This is a genomic window from Thermodesulfovibrionia bacterium, assembly GCA_030646035.1.
GTDB lineage: Bacteria > Nitrospirota > Thermodesulfovibrionia > UBA6902 > UBA6902 > JACQZG01.
This window is the reverse complement of record JAUSMY010000065.1, coordinates 1-1104: the sequence shown is the minus strand read 5'-3', so window position 1 is coordinate 1104 and position 1104 is coordinate 1. Positions and strand designations below refer to the sequence as shown.

At 45.3% G+C, this 1104-nt stretch carries 2 protein-coding genes; both read right to left on the bottom strand.

Annotated features, from left to right (window positions below):
* A partial coding sequence (locus Q7U10_12235) for a hypothetical protein (GenBank protein MDO8283366.1) occupies positions 1-594 on the bottom strand: 594 nt, incomplete at its 3' end.
* A 35-nt stretch (positions 595-629) separates the two neighbouring features.
* A partial coding sequence (locus Q7U10_12230) for a PKD domain-containing protein (GenBank protein ID MDO8283365.1) occupies positions 630-1104 on the bottom strand: 475 nt, incomplete at its 5' end.

The following is a 1104-nucleotide window of genomic DNA, read 5'->3' as shown; positions in this document are numbered from 1 at the left end:
GCCTGTTGCATATATGTTGCCGGTAACATAGAGCTTCTCAGTAGGGGCGATTGTTCCTATTCCCACATTGCCGGTGTTCTTCACTATGAACATATCCCCATTGGTCGCGTCAGTTGAGCTTAACCTGAAGAGGTCAATATTATTATATCCCGAGGCTGACACATCCAGCCATGCAGCCGGTTCATATTTCCCTATGCTTGTCATGCCGTATTCCGTTATTTCAAAAACGGTGTCCGTCCGCGCTGGCGATCCAAGCAAAACATTTGCCCGGGAGCGTGCCTGGATGGCAAAACTGTGAAATCCGTTGCTGCACCCCTCGCATTTTGAAAATAAGAAGGCGGACCTTTCCAACCCTGAGGTCAAGGCTGTTGCTGTGGGGTCATCACCGGGAGCCACATAGTCAGCAATAAACCCCTGATTTTGGTATGTCCCGATAGTCTTGATCTTTCCGCTGTTGACCACGATCTTGTTATCCGGTGTCAGGGTGCCTACTCCCAGGTTTCCGGTCACTAACAGGTCTCCGGCCGCATACAGCATCTCCGCTCCGGTAAATACTAAAACCAATGTCACTAATGAGATCAGTATCTTTTTCATCTTTCTTCCTCCCTTTTGTTGTTATCTTATTATAGTTACTGGATTATTACATTTTCCAATGTTACTACGCCGTCGCTTATTGTCACATTGCCGTTTATGACTGTCTTATTGGTTGTTGTATTGAAATCACAGTCATATCCGCCTCTGAGCGTTATCGCCTTGTTAACATTGAATATAAGGTTCTCATTGAATGAATCATCCTGGAAACGGATGTCATCTCCTTCTGATGAATCATCATACGCAGGCTGAAGAGATGTGTAATATGAATTCACTGAGCCTGTGACCTTTACAGGCGACAGGCATGATGTAGCGCTTATATAGTTAGTCCTTGTCAGCGAATTTGTGCTTCCGTCAAAATCTGTGACTGTAAGTTTTACGGTGTATGTGCCTTCAGTTGTGTATTCATATGAAGGGTTGGACAGTGTCGAGTCAACTGTGCCGTTATTGTCAAAATCCCATTCGTATGTCAATGGCTGGTCATTGCCTGTTGAGCTGTTTGTGAAGGTTACG